The organism is Streptomyces sp. 2P-4 (assembly GCF_030167965.1).
Classification (GTDB): Bacteria; Actinomycetota; Actinomycetes; order Streptomycetales; family Streptomycetaceae; genus Streptomyces; species Streptomyces globosus_A.
Window position 1 is genome coordinate 4978234 of sequence record NZ_CP095011.1, and the last position, 18808, is coordinate 4997041.

Annotated in this window: 17 protein-coding genes; 7 read left to right on the forward strand and 10 right to left on the reverse strand. The window is 75.9% G+C overall.

The genetic code is table 11. From position 1 onward, the window contains the following. Positions 1 to 194 precede the first annotated feature (194 nt). On the forward strand, positions 195 to 881 hold the full coding sequence (locus MUK52_RS22050) for a CAP domain-containing protein (RefSeq protein ID WP_162793290.1): 687 nt from the start codon (positions 195 to 197) through the stop codon (positions 879 to 881). A 308-nt stretch (positions 882 to 1189) separates the two neighbouring features. On the opposite strand, the gene MUK52_RS22055 is transcribed toward MUK52_RS22050, so the two are convergent. Both MUK52_RS22055 and MUK52_RS22060 read right to left on the reverse strand, forming a co-directional pair. Continuing rightward, positions 1190 to 1561, reverse strand: coding sequence for a DUF6193 family natural product biosynthesis protein (locus MUK52_RS22055; RefSeq protein WP_114057396.1), 372 nt, complete (start codon positions 1559 to 1561; stop codon positions 1190 to 1192). A 138-nt stretch (positions 1562 to 1699) separates the two neighbouring features. After that, positions 1700 to 2974 carry a cytochrome P450 gene (locus MUK52_RS22060; protein WP_284579395.1) on the reverse strand — a complete coding sequence of 425 codons (1275 nt, stop codon included), beginning with the start codon at positions 2972 to 2974 and terminating at the stop codon, positions 1700 to 1702. 262 nt (positions 2975 to 3236) lie between these two features. Here MUK52_RS22060 and MUK52_RS22065 point away from each other — a divergent pair, with 262 nt between their 5' ends. After that, entirely contained in the window at positions 3237 to 4406 is a 1170-nt protein-coding gene (locus tag MUK52_RS22065; protein ID WP_284579397.1) for a steroid 3-ketoacyl-CoA thiolase, read from the forward strand. A gap of 151 nt (positions 4407 to 4557) precedes the next feature. Here MUK52_RS22065 and MUK52_RS22070 read toward each other — a convergent pair whose 3' ends face one another. The 7 genes from MUK52_RS22070 to MUK52_RS22100 form a co-directional block, all read right to left on the reverse strand. Further along, positions 4558 to 4962 (reverse strand): aggregation-promoting factor C-terminal-like domain-containing protein, encoded by a 405-nt coding sequence (locus tag MUK52_RS22070; protein WP_246042676.1) that lies wholly within the window; start codon positions 4960 to 4962, stop codon positions 4558 to 4560. Positions 4963 to 5315: 353 nt separating this feature from the next. Beyond that, positions 5316 to 6152 carry an ECF transporter S component gene (locus MUK52_RS22075; RefSeq protein ID WP_114057392.1) on the reverse strand — a complete coding sequence of 279 codons (837 nt, stop codon included), beginning with the start codon at positions 6150 to 6152 and terminating at the stop codon, positions 5316 to 5318. Continuing rightward, positions 6149 to 7984: an ABC transporter ATP-binding protein gene (locus MUK52_RS22080; RefSeq protein WP_284579402.1), complete on the reverse strand. Its 1836-nt coding sequence runs from the start codon at positions 7982 to 7984 to the stop codon at positions 6149 to 6151. The genes MUK52_RS22075 and MUK52_RS22080 overlap by 4 nt, the downstream gene beginning before the upstream one ends. Further along, entirely contained in the window at positions 7981 to 9075 is a 1095-nt protein-coding gene (locus MUK52_RS22085; protein WP_114058890.1) for an energy-coupling factor transporter transmembrane protein EcfT, read from the reverse strand. The genes MUK52_RS22080 and MUK52_RS22085 overlap by 4 nt, the downstream gene beginning before the upstream one ends. 269 nt (positions 9076 to 9344) lie before the next feature. Beyond that, entirely contained in the window at positions 9345 to 10040 is a 696-nt protein-coding gene (locus tag MUK52_RS22090; protein WP_284579404.1) for an SCO2322 family protein, read from the reverse strand. Next, positions 10040 to 11293, reverse strand: coding sequence for an SCO2321 family membrane protein (locus tag MUK52_RS22095; protein WP_284579407.1), 1254 nt, complete (start codon positions 11291 to 11293; stop codon positions 10040 to 10042). Before MUK52_RS22095 ends, MUK52_RS22090 begins: the two co-directional genes overlap by 1 nt. A 341-nt stretch (positions 11294 to 11634) precedes the next feature. Then, the gene (locus tag MUK52_RS22100; protein ID WP_284579409.1) at positions 11635 to 12735 is read right to left on the reverse strand and encodes a Strvi_7410 family MBL fold metallo-hydrolase; all 1101 of its coding nucleotides are present in this window, start codon (positions 12733 to 12735) and stop codon (positions 11635 to 11637) included. A gap of 185 nt (positions 12736 to 12920) precedes the next feature. Here MUK52_RS22100 and MUK52_RS22105 point away from each other — a divergent pair, with 185 nt between their 5' ends. Both MUK52_RS22105 and MUK52_RS22110 read left to right on the forward strand, forming a co-directional pair. Beyond that, positions 12921 to 14384, forward strand: a complete 1464-nt coding sequence (locus tag MUK52_RS22105) for an aldehyde dehydrogenase (protein WP_114057387.1) — start codon at positions 12921 to 12923, stop codon at positions 14382 to 14384. A gap of 3 nt (positions 14385 to 14387) precedes the next feature. After that, positions 14388 to 14621: a ferredoxin gene (locus MUK52_RS22110; RefSeq protein ID WP_114057386.1), complete on the forward strand. Its 234-nt coding sequence runs from the start codon at positions 14388 to 14390 to the stop codon at positions 14619 to 14621. A gap of 54 nt (positions 14622 to 14675) precedes the next feature. Here the strand turns inward: MUK52_RS22110 and MUK52_RS22115 are convergent, their stop codons facing one another. After that, a complete protein-coding gene (locus MUK52_RS22115) occupies positions 14676 to 15302 on the reverse strand; it encodes a TetR family transcriptional regulator (protein WP_114057385.1) in 627 nt (208 codons plus the stop codon). A gap of 244 nt (positions 15303 to 15546) precedes the next feature. Here MUK52_RS22115 and MUK52_RS22120 point away from each other — a divergent pair, with 244 nt between their 5' ends. From MUK52_RS22120 to MUK52_RS22130, 3 genes are read left to right on the forward strand one after another with little or no spacing between them, the layout of a single operon-like run. Beyond that, positions 15547 to 16851 (forward strand): glycosyltransferase family 4 protein, encoded by a 1305-nt coding sequence (locus tag MUK52_RS22120; protein WP_114057384.1) that lies wholly within the window; start codon positions 15547 to 15549, stop codon positions 16849 to 16851. A gap of 38 nt (positions 16852 to 16889) precedes the next feature. Continuing rightward, positions 16890 to 17624: a class I SAM-dependent methyltransferase gene (locus tag MUK52_RS22125; RefSeq protein WP_114057383.1), complete on the forward strand. Its 735-nt coding sequence runs from the start codon at positions 16890 to 16892 to the stop codon at positions 17622 to 17624. Beyond that, on the forward strand, positions 17621 to 18709 hold the full coding sequence (locus MUK52_RS22130; RefSeq protein ID WP_284579416.1) for a prenyltransferase/squalene oxidase repeat-containing protein: 1089 nt from the start codon (positions 17621 to 17623) through the stop codon (positions 18707 to 18709). Before MUK52_RS22125 ends, MUK52_RS22130 begins: the two co-directional genes overlap by 4 nt. The last annotated feature ends 99 nt before the right edge of the window (positions 18710 to 18808 follow it).

The window sequence follows — 18808 nt, forward strand, 5'->3', positions numbered from 1 at the left end:
TCGGCGCCCGTCCCGGGGCCGATTGGCGGGCGCCGGTGCCGGGGCGCACCATGGGGGGTGGTGCACCGGAGCGCGCCCCGGGGGCGGTGGTACGGGCAACCGGGCGCCCGGGGAGGGCGGTTCAGGCCGGTCGCCGCCGGGGTTTCCGCGCCCGGCGGCTCGGACATCCGACTCGGGGAGAGACGGGCACCGCCATGGGCATGTGCATCCGGCGCGCCCGCGCCGCCGCCCTGCTTGCCGCCGCCGCGGCTGCCGCGCTCGCGGTTCCGCCGCTGCCGGCCGCTGCGGCCGGTACCGCCGCGGCCCAGCCGTGGGAGCACTGCGAGGGGTTGGGCGCCGACGCCTACGACCGGCCCCCGCCCGCCGATCCCGGCCGGTTCGGATACGGGGTGCTGCCCGCCACCGCGGGCGTCTACTGCCTGGTCAACGCCGAGCGCCGGAGGCTCGGGCTGCGGGAGCTGACGGATTCCGGGGAGCTGCGGGAGGCGGCGAACCGCCATGTGGCGGCGGCTCTCGCCCAGAAGTGGTGGCCGAACCCGCAGGACCCGCAGGACAAGCGGGATCCGCACCGCAATCCGCAGGCCGCCGGGACGGGCGGCGAGCAGATCGTGAACCGGATCCGCGACGCGGGGTACTGCCGGGGCGGCCGGTCGTGGGGCGGCTACGAGATCACGTACAACGGGTGGGCGGGCGCGGGGACGCCCCGCGCGGCCGTGGACTGGTGGCTGAACCGGAGCACCGGCGGCCACGCCGAGATCATCCGGGATCCCTCGCTCACCGAGTTCGGCATCGCGCCGAGGGGCGGCGCCGCGGAGCGCAGGGGCGCCGGGGCGTCCGACGCGGGGACGTACGTGGTCGTGCTGGGGCGCTGCGAGAGGTAGCGGGGCGCACCCCCGGGCGGCCGCGGGCGGTGCTGTGGTGCGGGGGCTGCCGTACGCGGCCGCGGGCTGCTGTGGTGCGGGGGCCGCCGTACGCGGCCGTGGGCGGTGCTGTGGTGCGGGGGCCGCCGTACGCGGAGCCGCGGGGGCGCCGGGACGCATCGGCCCCGGCGCCCCCGCGGGTGGATCGCCGCGTGCTGTCATGGTCCGTCAGGCGTGCGGAGTCCGCCACCCGGGTGAGTCCGTGCTCGCCCGTACGGGGGACTGGCGCGGCCTCCGTTCGCGTACGGGCCCGGCGCGGCGCGGGCCGTTCAGGCGGAGGGCGGGGGGAGTTGGGCGACGGCCAGGGCCACCGCCTCCTCCGCGGAGTCCGCCTCGCCGATGACGCGGTGCAGGCCGGGGCTCAGGACGCGGAAGCGGCCGTCCCGCGTCGGTTCCAGGGCGGGTGCGTCCGCCTCGGTCGGGACGCCGCCGCGGGAGCCGAAGCGGAGGACGCAGTGGCTGGTGAACGGGTACAGCCGGCGCAGTTCCGGTTGCGCGGCGGCGGCTTCGATGAGGGCGAGGACGCCCCGGCCCGCGGCGGCCTGGGAGCCGCCGCGCTCGACCATCAGCCGCCACGTCGTCGGCAGGCGCTGCCAGCGGGCCTCCACGCCGGCATGCGTTCCGCTGTCCTGGAGGTTCATCCGCGCAGTCTGGGCCCCGTCCCGCCGCCGCCACAATGGCCGGGATGGCATCGATGGCGTGCCGTTACCGCAGCTTGTCGAGATCGTCTCCGTACGCCGCTCGGCCCGGCCCCGACCGGCCCCGCCCCGGACCCGCGGTCAGGGGTGGCTGACCCGCAGCTCCTTGATGCCGTTGAGCCAGGCGGCCCGCAGCCGGCGCGGCGCCGGGCCGGTCAGCCGCAGGTCGGGGAGGTGGTCGGCGACGGCGTTGAAGATGAGGTCGATCTCCATCACGGCCAGGGACTTGCCGAGGCAGAAGTGGGGGCCGCCGCCCCCGAAGCCCAGGTGCGGGTTCGGATCGCGGGTGATGTCGAAGGCGTCCGGGTCGGTGAAGACCTCCGGGTCGTGGTTGGCGGAGGCGTAGAACAGGCCGACCCGGTCGCCGGCCCGGATCTTCTGCCCGCCGAGTTCGGTGTCGCGGGTGGCGGTGCGCTGGAAGGAGACGACGGGGGTGGCCCAGCGGACGATCTCCTCGGCGGCCGTCGCGGGCCGCGTCGCCTTGTACAGCTCCCACTGCCCGGGGTGGGTGAGGAAGGCGTGCATGCCGTGGCTGATGGCGTTGCGGGTGGTCTCGTTGCCGGCGACGGCGAGGAGGAGGACGAAGAAGCCGAACTCGTCGCTGCCGAGGTTGCCCTGGCCCTCCGCGGCGACGAGCTGCGTGACGATGTCCTTGGCGGGGCACTCCTTGCGGGCCGCGGACAGGTGCATCGCGTAGCCGATGAGCTCCATGGCGGCCTCGGCGCCGACCGCTTCGGTGATGGCGTACTCGGGGTCGTCGTAGGCGATCATCTTGTTCGACCAGTCGAAGATGCGCAGCCGGTCCTCCTGGGGGACGCCGATCAGTTCGGCGATGGCCTGGAGGGGGAGTTCGCAGGCCACCTGGGTGACGAAGTCGAACCCCCCGTCCCCGCTGCCCCCGTCTCCGCCCGCTGCCGCTGCCGCCGTGGCGCGGGCCTGCTCCGCGATGCGGCGCGCCCGCTCGCGCAGGGCGCCCTCCAGGCCGCGGACGGCCCGCGGCGTGAAGCCGCGCTGGACGATCTGGCGCACCCGGGTGTGCTCGGGCGGGTCCATGTTCAGCATGATCAGCCGCTGGGCGTCGATCTGCTCGCGCGCGATGCCGCCGTTGAAGCGGATGATCGCGGTGTTCGTGGCCGACGAGAACAGCTCGGGGTGCGTGGAGACGTACCGGACGTCCGCGTGCCGGGTCACGGCCCAGTAGCCGTCGTCGTCGAAGCCGGTGGTGCCGCGCTCCTGGGGGCACCACCACACCGGTGCGGTCTGCCGCAGCCGCGCGAACTCCGGGAGGGGGACCCGCTCCCGGAGGAGGTCGGGGTCGGTGGCGTCGAAGCCTTCGGGCAGCGCGGGACAGGTCATCGCGGCACTCCAAGTCTGACGGCCCATCAGCAATTGGGCAGAAGGTAGTGACGGGCTCCGGAAGTGGCAAGGGGCCGCGCGGCCGGTTGCGTGTGGAATCCGTGGAGGCCGGATGCAAGACCCTTGCGTGCCGGGCCCGCCGGTCATAAGACTTCGGGGAGAGAACTAGAACGCGTACCAATTTCGGGGTGCGGGCGGGGCGCCGGGAACGGCCCGCCCGGTCCCGCCGTGCCGGCAGCGCTGCGCAGGAGAGGACGATCCCATGGCCGCGGAACCCGTCATCGTCGAAGCCGTACGCACGCCGATCGGCAGGCGCGGGGGCGTCCTCGCCAACCTGCACCCCGCGTACCTGCTCGGCGAGACCTACCGCGAGCTCCTCGCCCGTACGGGCATCCAGCCCGACTGCGTCGAGCAGATCGTCGGCGGCACCGTCACCCACGCGGGCGAGCAGTCCATGAACCCCGCCCGCACGGCGTGGCTCGCGATGGGACTGCCGTACGAGACCGCGGCGACGACCGTGGACTGCCAGTGCGGCAGCTCCCAGCAGGCCAACCACATGGTGGCGAACATGGTCGCCGGCGGCGTCATCGACATCGGGATCGCCTGCGGCGTCGAGGCGATGAGCCGGGTCCCGCTGGGCGCCGGCTCCAAGCACGGGCCCGGCAAGCCGTTCCCCGACGAGTGGAACGTCGACCTGCCCAACCAGTTCGAGGCCGCCGAGCGCATCGCCCGCCGCAGGGGCCTGTCCCGCGAGGACGTCGACCGGCTCGGCCTGCTCTCCCAGCAGCGCGCCGCTGCCGCCTGGGCCGAGGAGCGGTTCAAGCGCGAGACGTTCGCCGTGCAGGTCCCCACCACCGAGGAGGAGCAGGCCGCCGGCCAGGGCATGTGGCGGCTGGTGCACCGCGACGAGGGGCTGCGCGACACCGGCATGGATGCGCTGGCCGGGCTCAAGGCCGTCATGCCGACCGCGGTCCACACCGCCGGGAACTCCTCGCAGATCTCCGACGGGGCCGCCGCGCTGATGTGGGCCTCCCGCCGGATGGCGCGCGCCCTGAAGCTGAAGCCCCGCGCGCGGATCGTCGCGCAGGCGCTCGTCGGGGCCGACCCGCACTACCACCTGGACGGGCCGGTCGACGCGACGCGGGCCGTGCTCGGCAAGGCCGGCATGTCCCTCAGGGACATCGACGTCGTCGAGGTGAACGAGGCGTTCGCCTCCGTCGTCCTCAGCTGGGCGCAGGTCTTCGAGCAGGACCTCGACAAGGTCAACGTCAACGGCGGGGCCATCGCGCTCGGGCACCCGGTCGGCGCGACCGGCGCCCGGCTCATCACCACCGCGCTGCACGAGCTGGAACGCCGCGACAGGGAGTTCGCGCTGATCACCATGTGCGCGGGGGGCGCCCAGGCGACCGGCACGATCATCCAGCGGCTGTGACACCGAGAAGCCCACTGGGATGGGAAGCCGAAGGCCCCGGTGGCCGGCCTGGGGAGGCCGGCCACCGGGGCCTTCGCACTGCACCGCACCGCCGCGCCGGCGTCGTGCCGGGGCGGCGGTGCGGTGTCGTGCCGGGGCATGCTGCCGCGGCTTAGTACCAGTGGTTGGCCTGCCAGAAGTTCCAGGCGCCGACCGGGGAGCCGTAGCGCTCGTTCATGTAGTCCAGGCCCCACTTGATCTGGGTGGCCGGGTTCGTCTTCCAGTCGGAGCCGGCCGAGGCCATCTTGGAGGCCGGCAGGGCCTGGACCAGGCCGTACGCGCCGGAGGACGCGTTCGTCGCCGTGTGGTCCCAACCGCTCTCGCGGGAGATGATCTTGTCGAAGGCGGCGAACTGGGCCGGGTCCTTGATCATCTGCTGGGCGATCGCCTTGGCGCTCGTCGGGGCGGCCTGCGCGGGAACGGCGGCCAGCATGGAACCGGCGGCGGCAAGGCCGACGACGGTACCCGCGAGGGTCTTCTTGGAAGCGGCGATGCGGCGGATGACGGAGATGGACACGGAGAGCCTTCCGTAGGGGACGGGGTGCGGCCGCCGCATGCAGAAGGCATGCGTGAGTCACTCACACGGGGGAGAGGGGCTCATCGGGCGGCGGGCTGTGGGCCCGGGCCGCCGTGGCGACATCACCAGTTAGCCAGGCCCCGGCGGCCCTGACAAAGGCCCACCGCTACTACGGACCCTCGGAGGAGGCCCCTCCGTGCGGCCCGCCCGGCGGGCCCCGCCCGCCCCCGCGCGGCGCCCGATCCGCGGCCGGGCGGCGGGCGCCCGCCGTCCACTAGGCGGGGTCGTATGTGACGTGGGTCCTATGGGGCGCCTCACGCTCCAGAGGGCCCGAACTCACCCCGTGTAGCCGCCTATGCCCCTTTTGTTGTGTGGTCGGGGCCACTTCCGGCCCCCGGATCGAAGGAAACGGGCGCCTCGAACGCCGCTTTGCGAGTCGCCCGCCGCAGCGCCTTCAGCAGCGTCCCGCCCAGCAGCAGCGTCAGCACCACCGTCAGGACGGCCCGCCCCAGGTCCCAGCCCAGGGACGTCGCCGCGCAGTACGCCAGGAACCGCGCGAGGTTCGCCCCGACCGGGTCCCCCGGGTGGAAGGAGATGCCCTGGCCCATGCCCTGGAGCAGCACCCAGCCCTGCAGGTTCATGACCGTCCCGTACGCGAACGAGCCCGCGAACCCGTACGCCGCCAGCATCGCCAGCTCCGCCCGGCCCCGGATCCGCCGCGCCCCCGGCAGCAGCCCCGCGCCCAGCGCGAACCAGCCCATCGCCAGCATCTGGAACGGCATCCACGGCCCGACCCCGCCGGTCAGCAGGGCGGACGCGAACATCGTCACCGCGCCCAGCACGAACCCGAAGCCGGGGCCGAGGACGCGCCCGCTCAGCGCCATCAGGAAGAACATCGGCTCCAGGCCGGCCGTCCCCGCGCCCAGCGGCCGCAGCGCGGCTCCCACCGCGGCGAGGACCCCCAGCATCGCGACCGCCTTGGCGTCGAGGCCCTGGTCGGCGATGGTCGCGACGACCACGGCGACGAGCAGCGGCAGCAGCGCGGCGAACAGCCACGGCGCGTCCTGCGCGTGTGCGAGCCCGGACCCGGCGTCGGCCAGCAGCGGCCAGCCGAACGCGGCCACACCGATCAGCGAGACCAGCACCAGGGCGGCCGCCGCGCGCGGCCCGATACGGACGGGCCGGCTCACCGCGCCGCCTCCGGCCCCGCGGCACCCGCCGCACCCTCCGGCCCATCGGCGCCGGCCGGCAGGGGCGGCCCGTCCAGGGCGCGCGCCACCTCGGCCACCGTCAGCCAGCGGCCCGGCGCCAGCACCTTCGCGACCTGCGGGGCGAACGCCGGCGACGACACCACCACGTCGGCGGTCGGGCCGTCCGCGACGACCTCCCCGCCCGCGAGGACCACCACCCGGTCGGCGAGCTCCGCCGCAAGCTCCACGTCGTGCGTCGCAAGGACGATGCCGTGCCCGTCCGCCACCAGCGCGCGCAGGATGCCCACCAGGCGGGCCTTCGCCGCATAGTCCAGGCCCCGCGTCGGCTCGTCGAGCAGCAGGAGCCGCGGCCGGCCCGTCAGGACCAGCGCCAGGGCGAGCGCCAGGCGCTGCCCCTCGGACAGGTCCCGCGGATGCGTCCCGTCGGCCACCTCGGGCAGCAGCGCCGACACCAGGGCCCGGCAGGACCCGGGGGCCGCGCCGGCGTCCGCGTCCGCGGCGGCGCACTCCCCGGCCACCGTGTCCGCGTACAGCAGGTCGCGCGGATCCTGCGGGACGAGGCCGACGCGGCGCACCATCTCGGCCGGGGCCGTGCGGTGCGGGGCCAGGCCGCCGACCGACACCTCCCCCGAGGCAGGGGCGAGGGTCCCCACCAGAGTGGAGAGCAGCGTCGACTTCCCGGCGCCGTTGCGGCCCATCAGCGCCACCGTCTCGCCGCCCGCCACCTCCAGGTCCACACCGTGCAGCACCTCGGCACGGCCCCGCCGCACCGACAGGCCGCGCACCCGCGCCACCGCGGCGTCCGAGGCGGCGGAGGGCGCGGCGGCGGGTGCGGTCGCACCGCCGCGGCGGAGCAGCCGCGCCAGGAGCCCGCCCGGCCGGGGCGCGGCCGCAGGCGCGGGAGCCGCCGCGGGCAGGGACACGGGTACGGGGCCGACCGCGCGGCCCGCCGGCTCCTGCCCGGACCCCGGCCCCGGCATCGACCCGGACCCCGCCGCGGCAAGCCGGGCGCGCAGCGGGTCCGCGAGGCGGCGGGCGTCGCGCACCGACAGCGGCAGCGGCGACCAGCCCGCCAGCCGGCCCAGCGAGACCACCGGAGGGCGGACGGGCGAGACGGCCATCACCTCCTGAGGCGCCCCCAGCACCGGGGCCGCGCCCGGGCCGGGCAGGAGCAGCACGCGGTCGGCGTACTGGACGACCCGCTCCAGCCGGTGCTCCGCCATCAGCACCGTCGTGCCGAGGTCGTGCACCAGGCGCTGGAGCACCGCGAGGACCTCCTCGGCCGCGGCCGGGTCCAGCGCGGAGGTCGGCTCGTCCAGTACCAGCACCCGCGGGTGCGCGGTGAGGACGGAGCCGATCGCGACCCGCTGCTGCTGCCCGCCGGACAGCGCGGACAGCGGGCGGTCCCGCAGCTCGTTCAGGCCCAGCAGGTCGAGGGTCTCCTCGACGCGGCGGCGCATCACGGCCGGCGGCAGGCCCAGCGACTCCATCCCGTACGCCAGCTCGTCCTCCACCACGTCCGTCACGAAGTGGGCCCGCGGGTCCTGCCCGACCGTGCCGACGACGTCGGCGAGCTCCCGCGGCCGGTGCGTGCGCGTGTCGCGCCCGGCGACCGTGACCCGCCCGCGGAGGGTGCCGCCCGTGAAGTGCGGCACCAGCCCGGATACGGTCCCGAGGAGGGTGGACTTGCCGACCCCCGACGGGCCGACGAGCAGCGTCAGCTCCCCCTCGGGAACGGTGAGGTCGACGCCGCCCAGCGCCGGCCGCAAGGCGCCGTCGTACGTGACCGACACCTGCTCGAAACGGATCACGGGGACGACTCCTCGGATGGTACGGGTGCCACGAAGGCGGGAAGCAGGCCGATCAGGACGGCGGCCGCAGGACCCGGCGGGAACTCCGGCGCCGCCAGCGGGATGACGCCCGGCCGCAGCGCCTGCGGGTCGGCGCCCGCGGCGTACGCGAGCAGCACGGCGACGGCCGCGCCGGAGCCCGCGACCAGCCACGCCCGCACCCCCCACCGGTCGGGCCGGTAGCGGGTCCGCACGCTGCGCCGGCCGCCGAGGCGCAGCCCCGCCACAGCCAGGGCCAGGCCGGCGAGCAGCGCCGGCACCCCGTACGCGGCGCCCTCCGCGGCCAGCAGCCCGTACGTGCCCGCGCACATCCCGAGCAGGCCGCCGAGCGTGAGGCAGGCGGTCGTACGGCGGACGGCGGCCGGGACTCCGGCGGTACGGCCGTAGCCGCGCGCGTCCATAGAGGCGGCCACGGCGACGGACCGCTCCAGGGCGCCCTCCAGCACCGGCAGGCCGATCTGGAGGACGGCCCGGACCCCGCCGGTCGGGCGGCCGCGCAGCCGGCGGGCCGTCCGCAGCCGGGCCACGTCCGCGACCATGTTCGGCGCGAACGTCATGGCGACGACGACCGCCACCCCGGCCTCGTACAGGGCGGCAGGCAGGGACTTCAGCAGCCGCGCCGGGCCGGCGAGCGCGTTCGCCGCGCCCACGCAGGCCAGCAGGACGGCCAGCCTGGCGCCGTCGTAGAACGCGAACACGAGCTGCTCGGCGGTGACCCGACCGCCGAGCCGGACCCCCTGCGCCCAGTCCGGCAGCGGCACCTCGGGCAGGGTGAACAGCACGTGCGTGCCCGGCAGCGGCGAGCCGAGCAGGGCGGAGAAGAGCACGCGCAGCCCGATGACGAAGAGGCCCAGCTTGAGGAACGCCCCGTACGAGCGGGCCCACGGCGCGGAGGTGCGCCGCGCGGCCACCACATAGCCGGCGACCGCCGCGATCAGGCCGAGGAGGAGCGGGTTGGTGGTCCGGGAGGCCGCTGCGGCCAGGCCGAGTGCCCACAGCCACCACGCCCCGGCGTGCAGCGCGTTGCCCCGCCGTGCCAGCGGGGCCCGCAGCCGCCGGAGCGGCCCGGGACGGGCGGGGCGGGCGGGGCGCCGCGGGCCGGGCCCGCGAACGGCCGCCCCGCCGGGCCCGGCAGCGGGCTCGACGGCGGACGGGACGGCGGGCTGGTCGGCGGACGGGGCGGCGCCGCGGCCGGTGTGCCGGGGGCGGGGGACCGGCCCGCCCGCAGCGGAGCCCGCACGGCCCGCGCCCTCGGCGGCCGGCCTCCCGGAGCCCGGGCCCTCCGAGCCCGGGTCCCCGGCGCCCGTCTTCGGCAGGGGTGTCACCGGGAGCGGCGGCGGGACTGCCAGACCGCCGCGCCGGCGACCGCGGCCAGAACCGCCCCGCCCGCCAGCGGACCGGTCCAGCCGCTGCCGTCGGCCCCGGCCTCCGGTTCCGCGGCCGCGGGCTTCCCGGTCGGCGCGGCCGCCGGGTCGGGCTCCTGCGCGATCTGCTCGCCGCAGCCCTGCCGGGGGTAGCCGGAGATCGCGCACAGCAGCGCCGACCCGTCGTAGCGCAGCGGCTTCGCCACCGCGGCCAGCGCCTCCGCGGCGCTGGCGTCCGGGGCGACCTGGGCGCAGGCGGTGCGCGGGGCGTCCTGCGGCGGTGCCTCGCCCGCCGGCGCGTCGGCGGGGACGCCGAAGTCGACGACGACGGCTATGCGCTTGCGGCCCTCCGCGGCCGGGGTGGTGGCGCAGACGGCCGTGAAGTCGGCCGGGGTGCGGGGCTGGGCGGCCTGAGCCGCCGCGTCCGCGCTGACCGCGAAGCGGAAGCCCTGCACGGAGCCGTCCGCGGGGCGGGCCATCGACGGCCCGACCTGGGCGTACTGCCAGCCGCCTGCGGCTGCGCCGTCCCAGTACGACCAGTAGCGGTAGCCCGCCGCGTGGGCGGGGGCGGACGCCAGGAGCAGGGCCGGCACGGACAGCAGGGCCGCCGCCGCAGCGGCGGCGGGGCGGAGGGGGGTCAGGCCGCGGCGCATCAGAGCTGGTTCTTCTTCCGGCGGCCGCTCAGCAGGATGCCGATGCCCATGCCGGCGGCCGCGCCGACGGCGATCATCCACCAGACGCCCTGGCCGCCGGAGCCCTCCTCGCCGTCGTCGTCCTGCTTCGCGGGCTCGTCCGTCGCGGAGCCGGCGGCGGCCTGCGGGGCGGGGCCCGTCGCGTTCAGGGCGGTGACCAGGTCCGCCCCGCCGAACGCCTTCGGGTCGGTGCCCGTGGCGTGCGCGACGAGGACGAGGGTGCCGAGGGCGGCCGGGCTGCCCTTGGCCCAGTCGGCCGAGTTGCCCTTCAGCCACTCCACCGCGCCGGCCGCGGACTGCTTGTGCCCGGCCGCGACCAGGGCGAGGACCGCGTCGGCGGTGTTGCCGGTGTCGGGGGCCGGCTGGTCGGCGCCGGGGGCGACGGCGGTGAGGTGGCCGTCCTTCTTCAGCGCGGCGGCCAGGTGCCCTGCGGCGGCCTCGGCGGCGGCCTCGGGGGCGGCGCCGTCGGTGCACTCGGTGCCCGCCGGGGTGTCCTTCGCGGCGGGGGCGACCACGAGGCCCTTGCCGAGGGCGGCCAGCGTCGCGGCGGCCGTCGCGTCGGCGTTGGCGAGGAGCTTGCCGTCCACCGGCTGGTAGGCGAACGCGCCGCGGTCCGTGGCGGGCTCCGCGGAGCAGGGCAGGCGGAAGGCGAGCAGGCCGTCGTACGCGGACTTGCCGGCCTTCGACCTCACCTCGGCCGGCTTCTCGCCGGCGGCGGCGAGGGCGCTGATGACGACGGCGGTGGAGCTGGCCTCGCTCGGCGAGCCCGGGACGTACGCCCAGCCGCCGTCCTCGTTCTGGACGGACTTCAGCCAGTCCGCGCCCTTCTTCGCCGCGGCGTCCTGCCCGCCGAGGGCCTTCAGCGCCTGCACGGCCACCGCGGTGGCGTTCGTGTCGTACACGGTCTGCTCGCCGCACGCCGCGGAGGCGTCGGCGCGGAAGGAGGCGAATCCGCCGTTCGCGCACTGCTGGCCGGCCAGCCAGGCCACCGCCTCCTTGGCGGGCTTCACCCCGACGGTGTGCTGGGCGAGCAGCGCGATCGACTGCCGCCACACCCCGTCGTAGGTGGGGTCGTTCTTGCCGTACAGGCCCGACGGGACGACGGGCGGCGCCGACGGCGACGGCGTGGCCGGCGCGGCGAGGGCTGCGGGGGCGGCGCCGGCGCACAGCACGGCGGAGGCGGCGAGCGCGGCTGCGCTGCGGCGGACGTTCATGGGGGCGGTGCCTCTCCTGCAGGGGGGCCGGAGGCAGGGTGCGGGGGCACCGGCTCCGGCTCCGTATTCCTCGACGGTGCCGGCCGCCGGGGGATCCGGCGGCGCGAGCCGCGCACCTCGGTACGGGGCGTTCCGGCTGCCGCCCGGCAGGGCTGCCTGGGCGGGTCACGGTTGCGGGTCAGCGCCGGAATCGCACCGGCTTTCCCCCGTACGGAGGGTGGACGACGGCCCTCACTGTACCGGCCGGTACTGCGGGGGGCCGGAGGCGGCGGCCGTCCGCGGCCCCTGCCGCAGGCCGCGGCGGTGCCCGGTCCGGCCGCCGGCCGCGGCCCGCCGGCCCGTCAGGCGGCGCGGTACTCCACGGGGTCGCTGCCCGGGACCGGCTCCGCCCGGCCCTGTTTCACCAGGCGCCGCAGGTGCGCCTCCGCCTCGGAGACGGCGATGGTGCGGGAGGCGTACGGGATGTCCTCCCAGGGCCGGTTCCACTCCATGCGCTCCGCGAGCGCCCACGGGGTCAGCGGCCGGGCCGCCAGCAGCCGCCGCAGCCCCGCCAGCCGCTCCCGGTGGTGGGACAGCAGTTCGCGGACGCGGTCGGGGGCGCCGGTGAAGGCGTGCTGGTGGGCGGGGAGGACTTCGGCGGGGCCGAGGCGGGCGACGCGTTCGAGGGAGTCGAGGTAGTCGCCCAGCGGGTCGAGGGCGCCCGCCGTGCCGTCGGGGTCCTCGTAGAGGCCGATGTGGGGGGAGATGCCGGGCAGGAGGTGGTCGCCGGAGAAGAGGCGGCCGTTGCCGGGCAGGCCCGCCGGGTGGCGCTCCTCCAGGTGCAGGCAGACGTGCCCGGGGGTGTGGCCCGGGGTCCAGACGGCGCGCAGGCGGCGCCCGGGCAGGGGCAGCAGCTCGCCGGGGACGATGTCCCGGTCGGGGACTGCGGCCTGCAGGCCGGGGATGCCGCGCGGGTCGCGGCGGGCGGCGCGCAGCGGCGCGAGGTGCTCCTCGGGGGCGCCGGCGGCGGCGAGCTTGTCGTGGACGTACGCGTACCAGGCGCCGGGCGGGGCGGACCGGGTGCGGACGACGACCTCGGTGTCGGCGGGGTGCATGGCGATCCAGGCGCCCGAGGCCTCGCGGACCCGGCCGGACAGGCCGTGGTGGTCGGGGTGGTGGTGGGTGACGACCACGCCGTGGATGTCGCCGACGGCGGTGCCGAGGGCGGCGAGCCCTGCGGTGAGGGTGTCCCAGGAGGCGGGGTCGTCCCAGCCGGTGTCGACGAGGACGGGGCCGCGGCCGGTGTCGAGGACGTGGACGAGGGTGTGGCCGAGCGGGTTGTCCGGGATGGGCACCGCGAGGGAGTGGACGCCTCCGCCGTGGTCGGTGGCGCGGGGCGGGGCGGGCGCAGGAGGGGCCGGCGGCGGGGTGCGGGGCGGCTGCTGGGGTGCGTTCCGTGGCATGAGGGGGTCCTGTCTGCGTCCGGCGGAGCCACTTGGCGAGAACGTGTTGCAGTGGTAGCCCCAGTCGACCATGTGCCGGGCCGGATCGCCAGTACCGGATCTCCGGAGGTCGTGCGGGAGCCGTGGACTCCTCGAACTGGAACTGGTATCAGTTCCGGAACGCCAAGCCGCAGGAGGCATCAGCCATGACCGAGCGCGTGGACCACGGACAGCTGTTCATCGGCGGGGAATGGGTGGATCCGCTGGGCGCCGGGACGATCGAGGTCGTCTCCCCCCACACCGAGCAGGTCATCGGCAGCGTCCCGCACGCCTCCCGGGGCGACGTGGACCGCGCCGTGGCCGCCGCCCGCCGGGCCTTCGACGAGGGCCCCTGGCCGCGGATGCCGCTGGAGGAGCGGATCGCGGTCGTGGCGCGGATCAAGGACGCCTTCGCCGTCCGCCACGAGGAGATCGCCCGCTCGATCAGCTCCCAGAACGGCTCCCCGTACTCCTGGAGCATCCTCGCCCAGGCGCTCGGCCCGATGATGGTCTACGACGCCGCGGTACAGGTGGCGCGCGGCTTCCCGTTCGAGGAGCGCCGCCAGGGGGCGCTCGGGCCGATCCTGGTGCGGCGGGAGCCGGTGGGCGTCGTCGCGGCCGTCATCCCGTGGAACGTCCCCCAGTTCGTGGCCGCGGCGAAGCTGGCGCCCGCGCTGCTGACGGGGTCGCCGGTGGTGCTGAAGCCGTCCCCCGAGTCGCCGCTGGACTCGTACCTCCTCGCCGGCATCGCCCGGGAGGCCGGGCTGCCGGAGGGCGTGCTGTCCGTACTGCCCGCCGACCGGGAGGTGAGCGAGTACCTGGTGGGGCACCCGGGCGTGGACAAGGTGTCGTTCACCGGCTCGGCGGCCGCCGGCCGGCGGGTGATGGAGGTCGCCGCGCGGAACCTGGCCCGGGTCACCCTGGAGCTGGGCGGCAAGTCCGCCGCCGTGATCCTGCCCGACGCCGACCTGGACGCGGCCGTCGCCGGGATCGTGCCCGCCGCCTGGATGAACAACGGGCAGGCGTGCGTGGCCCAGACCCGCGTCCTCGCGCCGCGCAGCCGCTACGGCGAGATCGCCGAGGCGCTCGCCGCGGCCGCCGGGGCCCTCGTCGTCGGGGACCCGCTCGACCCCGCGACGCAGGTCGGCCCGCTCGTCGCCGAGCGGCAGCGGCGCAGGTCGCTGGAGTACATCGCGATCGGGCAGGAGGAGGGTGCGAAGGTCCTGGCCGGAGGCGGCCGGCCCGCCGGCCTGGAGCGCGGCTGGTACGTCGAGCCGACCCTCTTCGGGGAGGTGGACAACGCGATGCGGATCGCCCGGGAGGAGATCTTCGGCCCGGTGGTCTGCCTCATCCCGTACGGGGACGAGGCGGAGGCGCTGCGGATCGCGGACGACTCCGAGTTCGGGCTGAGCGGCAGCGTGTGGACGGCGGACGTCGAGCGCGGCATCGACTTCGCCCGCGGGGTGCGGACGGGCACCTTCAACGTGAACACCTTCAGCCTGGACGTCCTCGGGCCGTTCGGCGGCTACAAGAACAGCGGGCTGGGCCGGGAGTTCGGGCCGGAGGGGTTCGGCGAGTACCTGGAGCACAAGATGGTCCACCTGCCGGCCGGGTACGGGGCGGGGGCCTGAGCCGTGGGCGACCGGTGGCGGGTGGAGGTCGACCGGACGGTGTGCATCGGCTCCGGCATGTGCGCGGGCCTGGCCCCCGAGGGCTTCGCCCTCGACGCGGCGCGCCAGTCGCACCCGCGCCGGGAGGAGGCCGAGGCGAGCGAGCCCGTGCTGGCGGCGGCCGAGGGCTGCCCCGTCGAGGCCATCTCGATCATGCTCGCGGAGAGCGGGGAGGCGGTGTTCCCGCCCGAGGAGTGAGGCGCCCGGGGCGGGCGCGGCGCCCGGCCCGCCCCGGGCCGCCCGACAGCGGGTTCAGGCCTTTTCCGGCGGGGCCGTCAGCTCGATCAGCCGGCAGACCGTCTCGATGTCGATCTTCACCTGGGCGATCGAGGCCCGCCCCGACAGCCACGTGATCAGCGCGGAGTGCCAGGTGTGCTCGATGACGCGGACCGCCGAGAGCTGCTCCGCGGTCGGCGGCGCCTCCAGGCCCATCGCGTCCAGGATGATCGCGGTCGTCAGGCGCGAGACGGTGTCCACCTCCGGGCTGACGCTGCGGTCCGCGAAGGTCAGCGCGCGCACCATCGCGTCCGCGAGGTGCGGTTCGCGCTGGAGGGCCCGGAAGGCCCGCATCAGCGTCTCCGCGACCCGGGCCGCGGGGTCCTCCGCGGCCGGCGGGCGCTTGCGGAGCGTGGTGTGCATGTGCTGGAGCTGGTCCTGCATCGTCGCGACCAGCAGGTGCACCTTGGAGGGGAAGTAGCGGTAGAGGGTGCCGAGGGCGACCCCGGCGGCCTCCGCGACCTCGCGCATCTGGACGGCGTCGAAACCGCCCCGCGCCGCCAGTTGGGCGCTGGCGTTGAGGATGCGGCGGCGGCGCGCCTCCTGGCGCTCGGTCAGGGGAGGGGACGCCGGTGTGGTGACGGCCTTGGCTTCCGCTGTCATGTGCCCCGTTCCGTGGTGTGCCGCTGGCTGGGAGAGCGCCCCGCAGGTGCGGGGCCGTTTCCGGGCTGGTGCGGGCCCAGCATGGCAGGCGCCGCGTGGTGGCGCGAATCACCTGCTCCGTCTCTTACGGTGGGGTTTCCGGCCGGTAGATTCAATGGTCCGCGACGGATCAACTCTGAAACTTGTTCTACATTATCCGAGCGGTTACGCTCCGGCGAAAGTTGCAGCCAGAAAGGGGCCGAGAGTGACCGCTGAGGCCGTGGTGACGAGCCCTTTCGCAGGGGCTGTGACGGACGGTGACCGGCCGTTGCGCATCGCACTCCTGACCTACAAGGGGAACCCGTTCTGCGGGGGCCAGGGCGTCTACGTGCGGCACCTTTCGCGGGAACTCGTCCGGCTCGGCCACTCCGTGGAGGTGATCGGCGCACAGCCCTATCCGGTCCTGGACGAGGGCGCCTCCCTGACCGAGCTGCCCAGCCTCGACCTCTACCGCCAGCCCGACCCCTTCCGCACCCCGCGGCGCGAGGAGTTCCGCGACTGGATCGACGCGCTGGAGGTCGCCACCATGTGGACCGGCGGCTTCCCCGAGCCGCTGACCTTCTCCCTGCGCGCCCGCCGCCACCTCGCCGCGCGCGCGGGCGAGTTCGACGTCATCCACGACAACCAGACCCTCGGCTACGGACTCCTCGGCGACCTCGGCGCCCCGCTGGTCACCACGATCCACCACCCGATCACCGTCGACCGGCAGCTGGAGCTCGACGCCGCCCCCGACCGCAAGCGGCGCGTCTCCGTCCGCCGCTGGTACGCCTTCACGCGCATGCAGCGCCGCGTCGCCCGCCGCCTGCCCTCCGTGCTGACCGTCTCCGGCTCCTCCAAGCAGGAGATCGCCGAGCACCTCGGCGTACGCGGCGAGCGCATCCACGTCGTCCACATCGGCGCCGACACCGACCTGTGGTCGCCCGACCCGGCAGTCGCCGAAGTGCCCGGCCGGATCGTCACCACCTCCAGCGCCGACGTGCCCCTCAAGGGCCTGGTGTTCCTCGTCGAAGCCCTCGCCAAGCTGCGCACCGAGCAGCCCGCCGCGCACCTCGTCGTCGTCGGCAAGCGCGCCGAGGAGGGGCCCGTCGCCCGCGCCATCGAGACGTACGGCCTCCGGGACGCCGTCCGCTTCGTCAAGGGTGTGACGGACGCCGAACTCGTCGACCTCGTGCGCAGCGCCCAGGTCGCCTGCGTCCCCTCCCTCTACGAGGGCTTCTCGCTGCCCGCCGCCGAGGCCATGGCCACCGGCACCCCGCTGGTCGCCACCACCGGCGGCGCGATCCCCGAGGTCGCGGGACCCGACGGCGAGACCTGCCTCGCGGTGCCGCCCGGCGACGCCGGGGCCCTGGCCGCCGCGCTCGGCCGGCTCCTCGGCGACCCGCAGCTGCGGGCCCGGCTCGGCGCCGCCGGCCGCGAGCGGGTCCTCACCCGGTTCACGTGGGCCAAGGCCGCCGAGGGCACCGCCGCCCACTACCGGGCCGCGATCGCGCAGGCCCGCCGCACCCGCTGAATGTTCCCCCACCACCGCGACCGCGAAGGCAGGACCCCGTGCTGACCGTCGATTTCTCCCGGTTCCCGCTCGCCGCAGGCGACCGCGTGCTCGATCTGGGCTGCGGCGCAGGCCGGCACGCCTTCGAGTGCTACCGGCGCGGCGCGCAGGTCGTCGCCGTCGACCGCAACGGCGAGGAGATCCGCGAGGTCGCCAAGTGGTTCGCCGCCATGAAGGAGGCCGGCGAGGCCCCGGCCGGCGCCACCGCCACCGCGATGGAGGGCGACGCCCTCGCACTGCCCTTCCCCGACGACTCCTTCGACGTCGTCATCATCTCCGAGGTGATGGAGCACATCCCCGACGACAAGGGCGTCCTCGCCGAGATGGTCCGCGTCCTCAGGCCCGGCGGGCGCATCGCCGTCACCGTCCCCCGCTACGGCCCGGAGAAGGTCTGCTGGGCCCTCAGCGACGCCTACCACGAGGTCGAGGGCGGCCACATCCGCATCTACAAGGCCGACGAGCTGCTCGGCAAGATGCGGGCCGCCGGCCTCAAGCCGTACGGCACCCACCACGCGCACGGCCTGCACTCCCCGTACTGGTGGCTCAAGTGCGCCTTCGGCGTCGACAACGACAAGGCCCTGCCCGTCCGCGCGTACCACAAGCTGCTGGTCTGGGACATCATGAAGAAGCCGCTCGCGACGCGCCTCGCCGAGCAGGCCCTGAACCCCGTCATCGGCAAGAGCTTCGTCGTGTACGCGACGAAGCCGCACCTCCCCGTCGGTGCCGCCCAGTGAGCTCCACCGGGCGCACCGAACGCCTCGCCCTGGACGGGGTGCTGACGGCGGACCAGGCAGCGGCGACCGTCGCCGGGATCCTCGCCGTGCAGCGTCCCGACGGCGCGATCCCCTGGTTCCGCGGCCACCACCTCGACCCGTGGGACCACACCGAGGCCGCCATGGCCCTCGACGCGGCCGGCGAGCACGCCGCCGCCGAGCGCGCCTACCGGTGGCTGGCACGGCACCAGAACGCCGACGGCTCCTGGTACGCGGCGTACGCCGACCGGCCGGGCGGCGTCGACACCGTGAGCCCGCAGGACGCCGGCCGGGAGACCAACTTCACCGCGTACGTGGCGGTCGGAGTGTGGCACCACTACCTGGCCACCGGCGACGACCGGTTCCTGGAGCTCATGTGGCCCGTCGTGTACGCGGCCGTCGAGTTCGTCCTGGAGCTCCAGCAGCCCGGCGGCGAGATCGGCTGGAAGCGCGAGGCCGACGGCACGCCCGTCGCGGACGCACTGCTGACCGGCTCCTCCTCGATCCACCAGGCACTGCGGTGCGCACTCGCGATCGCCGAGCACCGCGCGGACCCGCAGCCGGACTGGGAGCTCGCGGCCGGCGCGCTCGGGCACGCGATACGCAGCCACCCGGAGAGGTTCCTGGACAAGTCCCGCTACTCGATGGACTGGTACTACCCGGTCCTCGGCGGGGCCGTGACGGGCGCGGCGGCCAGGGAGCGCATCGGGGAGCGGTGGGACGAGTTCGTCGTCCCCGGCCTCGGGGTGCGCTGCGTGCTGCCCAACCCGTGGGTGACCGGCGGCGAGTCCTGCGAGCTGGCGCTCGCCCTGTGGGCGGTCGGCGAGTCGGACCGGGCCCTGGAGATCCTGCGCTCCATCACGCACCTGCGCGCCGAGAACGGGATGTACTGGACCGGGTACGTCTTCGAGGACGAGGCGGTCTGGCCGGTGGAGCAGACGACGTGGACGGCGGGCTCGCTGCTGCTGGCGGCCGCCGCGCTGGGCGGCGACGAGGCCACGACGACCGTGTTCGGGGGGCTGTCGCTGCCCGCCGGGCTGGAGCCGGACTGCTGCGGACGCCCCTGACGGGCCTCCCCGCCGGAGGGCGCGGCCGGGGATGGTGGGGGCGGAGGGCCGCCCGCGCCACCCGGGTGGGCCGGTCGGGTGGCCCGAGTGGCGGGGCAC

Coding starts and splice junctions, on each gene's coding strand:
- MUK52_RS22050 (WP_162793290.1), top strand. CDS start 195: ATGGGCATGTGCATCCGGCGCGCCCGCGCCGCCGCCCTGCTTGCCGCC.
- MUK52_RS22055 (WP_114057396.1), bottom strand. CDS start 1,561: ATGAACCTCCAGGACAGCGGAACGCATGCCGGCGTGGAGGCCCGCTGG.
- MUK52_RS22060 (WP_284579395.1), bottom strand. CDS start 2,974: ATGACCTGTCCCGCGCTGCCCGAAGGCTTCGACGCCACCGACCCCGAC.
- MUK52_RS22065 (WP_284579397.1), top strand. CDS start 3,237: ATGGCCGCGGAACCCGTCATCGTCGAAGCCGTACGCACGCCGATCGGC.
- MUK52_RS22090 (WP_284579404.1), bottom strand. CDS start 10,040: ATGCGCCGCGGCCTGACCCCCCTCCGCCCCGCCGCCGCTGCGGCGGCG.
- MUK52_RS22095 (WP_284579407.1), bottom strand. CDS start 11,293: ATGAACGTCCGCCGCAGCGCAGCCGCGCTCGCCGCCTCCGCCGTGCTG.
- MUK52_RS22100 (WP_284579409.1), bottom strand. CDS start 12,735: ATGCCACGGAACGCACCCCAGCAGCCGCCCCGCACCCCGCCGCCGGCC.
- MUK52_RS22105 (WP_114057387.1), top strand. CDS start 12,921: ATGACCGAGCGCGTGGACCACGGACAGCTGTTCATCGGCGGGGAATGG.
- MUK52_RS22115 (WP_114057385.1), bottom strand. CDS start 15,302: ATGACAGCGGAAGCCAAGGCCGTCACCACACCGGCGTCCCCTCCCCTG.